This window comes from Oleiphilus sp. HI0067 (assembly GCF_001635735.1).
In genome coordinates this window covers 42,297-48,815 of the sequence record NZ_LWFI01000445.1, presented here as the reverse complement: position 1 = coordinate 48,815, position 6,519 = coordinate 42,297, and the positions used below count along the sequence as shown (strand labels likewise).

Below are 6,519 nucleotides of genomic sequence, written 5' to 3'. Positions count from 1 at the left end.
AACTCTTCAATACGATAGCGATTCCAAAGACCGGTTAGGGCATCTTTTCTGTATAACTCTTCAAGCTCTTTAGTACGTTTCTCTAGATAGGCTTCGTTTGAACTTTTTTCTAAATTTAAAATGGCGACTAGAAACAAGATGATCGAAATGGCAGCAGTAAAGCTCTGCAATTGAATGAGACTTTCCCATGTTGTGGCCGCGACAAAAGGCCCTGAACCCGAGCAAGTCGCGATGACCGCCAGCGAAAGTACAGCAACTTGTACTGTAAAAATAAGTCGCTGGCCATAGCGGAACAAAATGGCAACGAGAAATGGCACTAACGCAGGGATTCCATAATCTAAGAGCCATTTTACTTGAAGCACATCAAATACCAGTGCGGCTAGCAGTAGGCTGTAGAGTGTTGCCCCTAGCAGGGCAAGCTTTGAAGAAGTATTGAAACGTGGTTCTGCGTATAACCAAGACAATACGAAAGGCGTAAATATTAAAACGCCCACGCTATCGCCCATAAACCATGTTAGCAACACTTCTGCATATGTTTCGCTACTTATGTGGTTGAAGAGCTATAAACCAGAGCTACCAAACAGGGCGCTCGCAAATGGGCCGAGTATCGCACCGTAGAATAAGTAATAGGCAAGTGTGCGTTGCGAGGCGAGGATTTCTTCGCTTCTTGCAAAATGTCTTATTAACTCCGCGGCCACAACAATGCTGATGACATCGCCCAAACCATTCATCGATGCAGAGGCAATCGCATTAAATATGGTAGAGAATGATTTAGTGGAAAAATAAGCCCAAATGTTTCCTAAAAACGCACCTAAGAAAACGCCTGGCCATATGTGGGGGCCGTATCGTAAGGCTACTGCCATCAGCACGCCAGAAGGTATCCAAACGGGCGTTACATTGGAGGGCTCAATAGCGAATGTTTGTCCTAGTCGTGCAAAAACAACGTAGATGGTAGCGATGACGACAACTTCGGATAAACGAATGTCTCGAAGCCAAGCTTTAGAAATTATGCCGGAAGAAGCATGAGCATCTTGCAGAGAACTGGTCACTATTTTAAGCACGAAAGTTATATCAATTAAATTGTTGCTAACTTTCTAATCTATTGGAGCAGTGCCCCTTTGATTGCTCAAGTGAATAACATGCTTTGCTTGAGTTAGGTCATTTGTCTAAAAAATAATCAGCCTTAAGCCTTGATATTAGAGGTTAGTTTTTTGGTCACTCCTGGCCCTGCAAGCGCATCGATGTCTCTTGCGTGAATGTCGTCGCCACAACAATCGCACACAAATTTTGGTTGAGTGATCTCTCCGCATGATTTATGTCGATAAATAACGGGCGCTCCGTCTTCGTCTGAAAGCCACTTATCTCCCCAGAGCGCAACGCTCATCAGAATGGGATAGAGCTCTAAGCCTTTGTCGGTTAAACGGTATTCGAATCGCTTTGCAGAGTCATCGTAAGGAACTTTGGTGAGTATGCCTTCATCAACGAGTCTTGTAAGTCGATCAGATAAGCGGTGTTTGGTGATGCCTAAGGCCTTTTGAAAATCTGAAAAACGCCTAACTCGACGGAAGCACTCGCGAATAATTAGCAGCGTCCAGCGGTCGCCAAAAATAGCTAGACCACGAGCCATAGAACAGTTTTGCGATTCGATGTCTTCCCACTTCATAGATGCTTCTCTTAGTGAAATCAGAGTATTAATTGTTCAATTTCGTAAATTATAGGTTGAAAAGTTCCATTTTAGAACCTATATTGTGAGTCAAGGTTCCAATATGGAACTACATGAAGGCTTATGCCTTGCAGTTGTAGACGCAGTATCAATATTACATTGCGCAAAGTTAGTGAAACTTATTGATTAAATGAGGTAGCTGCGATGAGTTTATTTAGTTTGATTTTGAGATTTTTTGATCAGGACTTTACCTTGAATGCATCGGATCTAGATCTCAATGAGCATGATATGGATGAATTGATGCTATAAGGTTAGATGTTTATGAGTTCAGTAGTTCGGGCGTACATACAACCCTGAGTGCGCCCGCTTTTTTATTTGTGTTCCCATCCTTCAACTATCTTCGTACTATTCTTTTCTTCCTAATCGTCTCTAAGCAAATTTTTATATGGCAAACCAAAAAGCACCGAAGAAGTCATTGAGTGTCTTACTTAAATTATGGGCCTTTATGCGTCCCTACAAGTGGACATTAGTTGGTGCCAGTATCGCGTTAATTTTTACCGCAGCGATTACCTTATCAATAGGGCAGGGTGTGCGCCTATTGGTCGATGATGGCTTGGTGGCTAACTCTCTAGATGGTTTGTCCGATACAGTGCAGCTTGTATTTTTGCTATCGCTATTGATGGCTGTTGGTACCTATGCGCGATTTTATTTGGTCTCTTGGTTAGGGGAGCGCGTGACAGCAGATTTGCGATCTGCTGTATTTTCACACTTAGTATCATTACATCCGTCCTATTTTGAAGAGAATCGTAGTGGCGAGATCATGTCTCGTCTCACGACTGATACCAGTTTGCTGCAAAATATTATTGGCTCTTCTTTTTCGATGGCGCTGCGCAGCGCACTCACTTTTGTTGGCTCACTTATTCTGTTGCTCTATACCAACTTGAAGTTGAGCTTGTTGGTGTTGGTTGGTGTGCCACTTGTTTTGCTACCTATTCTGATGTTTGGCAGACGTGTTCGAAAATTGTCGCGTGCTAGCCAAGATTCGATTGCAGACGTTGGCTCTTATGCAGGTGAGATTGTACGCAACATAAAAACGGTGCAGGGTTTTACGCGTGAAAATTATGAGCGTGCGGCCTTTGATAAAGAAGTCGAACTCGCTTTTTCCGTCGCGCGAAAACGTATTCGTCAGCGAGCGCTTCTGATTGCGACAGTGATACTGCTGGTGTTTGTAGCGATAAGTTCTCTGATATGGGTTGGCGGCAGTGACATGCTGGCCGGTGAGATGACCGGTGGTGAATTGGCAGCTTTTATTTTTTATGCCTTGATGATGGCCGGTGCTGTGGCGACGATCTCCGAGGTATATGGTGAATTGCAACGCGCCGTTGGTGCGACAGAGCGCCTTTTGGAGTTGCTGTCTGTGGAGTCGCTTATTCCTTATCAGTCGGGTACTGATATGTTTCCGGCGAGTAATGCTTCAGTGATTCAATTTGATGGCGTTACTTTTTCATACCCCGCTAGACCTCAAGTAAAAGCTTTAGATAAAGTCAGCTTTAGTATTCGAGAAGGGGAGCGCGTGGCGCTAGTTGGGCCATCTGGTGCTGGTAAATCAACAATATTTGAGTTGCTGCAGCGCTTTTACGATAGTAATGAAGGCTGCGTGTCAGTATTTGGGCAATCTGTTCACGATGTGTCTACTGAGGCGCTGCGTAAGCGACTAGGGATTGTTTCGCAGCAGCCTGTGATGTTCTCTTCCACGATTAAGCATAATATTGCGTATGGCAACGAGGATGCCTCTCAAAAAGATATAGAAGCCGCAGCCCTAGCTGCGCATGCGCATGAATTTATCGAAGCATTGCCTAAAGGCTACGATAGCTATCTCGGTGAGCAAGGCACTCGCTTATCGGGTGGTCAAAAGCAGCGTGTTGCGATTGCGCGCGCCGTACTGAAAGATCCGGATATTCTTTTGTTAGATGAGGCGACAAGTGCGCTTGATTCTGAAAGCGAATATCACGTTCAGCAAGCGATTGATGAGTTAACCGAAAATCGCACGACCTTAATTATTGCGCACCGACTTTCAACGATTAAACATGTCGATCGGATACTGGTTTTTGATCAAGGCCAGATTGTTGCACAAGGCACGCATGATCAATTACTCGCCTCTTCAGAGCTATATTCGCGCTTGGCCAAGCTTCAGTTTATGGACGCCTAATCGCCCGATTTGCAATTGTTCACTCGCACGATTCACTAAGCCATTTCTGACTTGATTTGTATCAAATTTAGCCATTTCTGACTTGATTTGTATCAAATTTAGCCATTTCTACTATGCTAATTTGGTCAACTTTTCACCAAGTCATAAGCCTAATGGAGGCTTGAGGAAGTCCGAATGAGCGAAGTTACTCCAGTGATTCGCATGCTAAACGCCATCGAACGGGTAGGGAATAAAATGCCTCACCCAACTTGGCTATTTGTTTTACTGACCTTATTTGTCGTTGTGCTATCCGCCATCATGGCTTGGATTGGCGTAAGTGCTGAGAATCCTGTGACCGGCAAAACGATCGAGGCAGTAAGTCTTCTATCGGGAGAAGGGCTTCGACTCATATTAACCAAGGCTGTCACGAACTTTACGAGCTTCGCGCCCGTTGGTGTTGTGTTGGTTGCGATGCTTGGTATCGGTATTGCTGAGCGTAGTGGTTTACTGGGTACTTTGTTAAGACGTTTGGTTTCAGCGGCACCAGATAGTTTGCTAACTTTTATTGTTGTCGTTGCAGGTGTTTTATCTTCTTTAGCAGCAGACTCTGGTTACGTTGTACTTATTCCTTTAGCCGGTGCGCTGTTCTACGCAGCGGGTCGCCCTCCATTAGCGGGTATTGCGGCGGCATTTGCGGGCGTTTCGGCAGGCTTTAGCGCGAATCTATTAATTGGCCCTATTGATGCATTGTTGTCAGGTATTACCACCGAAGCCGCACAATTAATGGATAAAGAAGCTTTTATCTCTCCTGCGGCGAACTATTATTTCATGGTTGCTTCAACATTCTTGATCGGCATTTTGGGCACAATTGTGACCAATAAAATTGTGATGCCTTATCTCGAAAAATCACAAAGCCAAGAAGAAGTCGAAGATGTTGAAGTCGATCAAGCAGGGCCTCTCGATGGCAAAGGCTTACGCAATGTCGGTCTGTTTACTTTGGTGTTTGTAGGCCTTGTTTTGTTGGCTGTACTACCCGAGTCAGCGCCGCTTAGACACCCCGAGACGGGAAGCATTGTTGTCTCTCCATTTATCGGCGGGATCGTCGTGATTATTTCTGTCTACTTCGCTTTAGCGGGAGCTATTTTTGGATATACGGTCAAAGAGTTCTCTTCAAGCAAAGACGTGATCGAAGCAATGGAATCAACTATGGCGACAATGGCGGGCTACGTTGTGTTGATGTTCTTCGCGGCGCAGTTCGTGAATTACTTTGGTTGGACCAATCTTGGAATGATTACAGCGATTAAAGGCGCTGCGTGGCTTGAAACTCTGAGCATTAGCCCTGTGTCTATTTTGCTGATCTTCATCGTAATGACAGCATCAATCAATTTGTTGATTGGTAGCGCATCGGCTAAATGGGCGTTGTTAGCGCCAGTCTTTGTTCCAATGTTAATGCTTTCTGGAATTTCGCCAGAAATGACGCAAGTGGCTTATCGTGTGGGGGATTCCGTGACTAACATTATCACCCCTTTAATGCCGTACTTTGGGATAGTGGTGGCCTTTGCTCAGAAATATGACAAAGAAGCTGGTATTGGTAATATCGCCGCGGTGATGTTGCCTTACAGCATCATCTTATTGATTGGCTGGGGATGCTTATTGGGCTTGTGGCTAAGCATGGGTTGGCCGCTGGGTCCTGGTGTATAAGCCATAAAAATCTTATAAAAAAGCCCCATTAGCATTCTGTTAATGGGGCTTTTTTATAAGATTCGCATCGTTAACCCGATCTCGGAATACAAAAAAGAGCGCGAGATAATAACGAATGCGTGAATCGCTTTTTCAATTCTCAGAGTATAAAAATGCTCTCAAACTTCTTTCTCAATGGAACATCGTTTATGCGTCTAGTGTTTACCTTGCTTAGCTCTTTAATTTTATCTCTGCCAGCATTTGCTGAATTAGAGGGTAAGCGCCCGAAGCCTGAAGGCTGGTTTTATGGCATTGGTGTAGGGTTTTCGGAAAGTATCTACAAGGGCGATGGTAATCGTGTCATTCCAATTCCGGGTATTGGATATATTGGTGAGCGTTTTAATTTACTTGGGCCTTTTGTCAGTTATGAGCTGTATGAGAACGGCCCATTTGATGCAAACGCTAAGCTCGCAGTTAGGTTTGATGGTTACGACGCGGACGACAGTGATTTTTTAAAGGGTATGAAAGACCGCGATCGTTCACTAGATGGAGGTTTTAGTTTGGGCTTGCAGCGAGAAGATATTGCCCGCCTCGAATTAGAATATATGCACGACACCTTATCTCACCATAAAGGCTCAGAGACGAGTATTCAGTTATCAAGACAATTCAATAAAGGCCCGTTCTTCTTTGTACCGGAAGTATCTGCTCATTACCTAAACCAAAAGCTTGTCGATTACTATTATGGTGTTGAGCAGAACGAAGCGACGCTTGAGCGTGGGCGTTATGAAGGGCGATCGGGTTGGAATTATCGTGCCGATTTAAACTTCTCTACCCCCATATTATTTGGTGGTTTTACGCGCCTAGATCTGGGATATATTTGGTACTCAAATTCAATTACCGATAGCCCCATTGTAGATCAAACCGAGGGATACAATATCCGCTTTGCTTATACTCGATTCTTCTAAATAATTGTTTATTTGAATCGAAT

4 protein-coding genes and 1 pseudogene are annotated in these 6,519 nt (G+C 44.4%); 3 read left to right on the top strand and 2 right to left on the bottom strand.

From position 1 onward, the window contains the following. Both A3739_RS30705 and A3739_RS05365 read right to left on the bottom strand, forming a co-directional pair. Positions 1-1,049, bottom strand: a pseudogene (locus A3739_RS30705) (MASE1 domain-containing protein); the annotation flags it as partial. Positions 1,050-1,183: 134 nt separating this feature from the next. After that, the gene (locus A3739_RS05365) at positions 1,184-1,663 is read right to left on the bottom strand and encodes a helix-turn-helix domain-containing protein (RefSeq protein ID WP_068477966.1); all 480 of its coding nucleotides are present in this window, start codon (positions 1,661-1,663) and stop codon (positions 1,184-1,186) included. Between the two features lie 445 nt (positions 1,664-2,108). Here A3739_RS05365 and A3739_RS05360 point away from each other — a divergent pair, with 445 nt between their 5' ends. From A3739_RS05360 to A3739_RS05350, 3 genes are all read left to right on the top strand, one after another. Continuing rightward, complete coding sequence (locus A3739_RS05360; protein WP_068477968.1) at positions 2,109-3,872, top strand: ABC transporter transmembrane domain-containing protein; 1,764 nt, start codon at positions 2,109-2,111, stop codon at positions 3,870-3,872. A 174-nt stretch (positions 3,873-4,046) separates the two neighbouring features. After that, positions 4,047-5,552, top strand: coding sequence for an AbgT family transporter (locus tag A3739_RS05355; RefSeq protein ID WP_068477971.1), 1,506 nt, complete (start codon positions 4,047-4,049; stop codon positions 5,550-5,552). Positions 5,553-5,740: 188 nt separating this feature from the next. Next, complete coding sequence (locus tag A3739_RS05350; RefSeq protein ID WP_068478034.1) at positions 5,741-6,496, top strand: MipA/OmpV family protein; 756 nt, start codon at positions 5,741-5,743, stop codon at positions 6,494-6,496. Positions 6,497-6,519: the final 23 nt, after the last annotated feature.